The 286-nt window shown below is 45.5% G+C and carries 1 protein-coding gene; it reads right to left on the bottom strand.

Annotation, left to right across the window (positions count from 1 at the left end):
* On the bottom strand, positions 1-286 hold a 286-nt coding region (locus AB4512_RS24145), incomplete at both ends, for a hypothetical protein (protein ID WP_372176020.1).

Genomic DNA, 286 nt, shown 5'->3' on the forward strand with positions numbered 1-286 from the left:
AACGTGGTTCCATTATCGAAATAAGATTTGTCGTATTCTGGCTTGAGTCCCAAGTAATTTGGAAATACGTCTGTATCCAAGGTCATTTTCGAATTTGAACCTTCGACAGCCTTGGTGTTAATCGACAGCAGCTGTGCTAAGTGCGGAACTTCCCAGTCACTAAAACCACACAGCTTGTTGTTATTAGTGCTAGCGAGTAGTTCGTTGCTGCCTAGTATGCTGGCGTATCCGGTCGCTGAAGCATCATAGGCAAGATCGTCAGCACCATGCGGTAGTCCATCTTTGA

This window comes from Vibrio sp. 10N.222.52.B7 (assembly GCF_041474275.1).
Lineage (GTDB): Bacteria > Pseudomonadota > Gammaproteobacteria > Enterobacterales > Vibrionaceae > Vibrio > Vibrio crassostreae_C.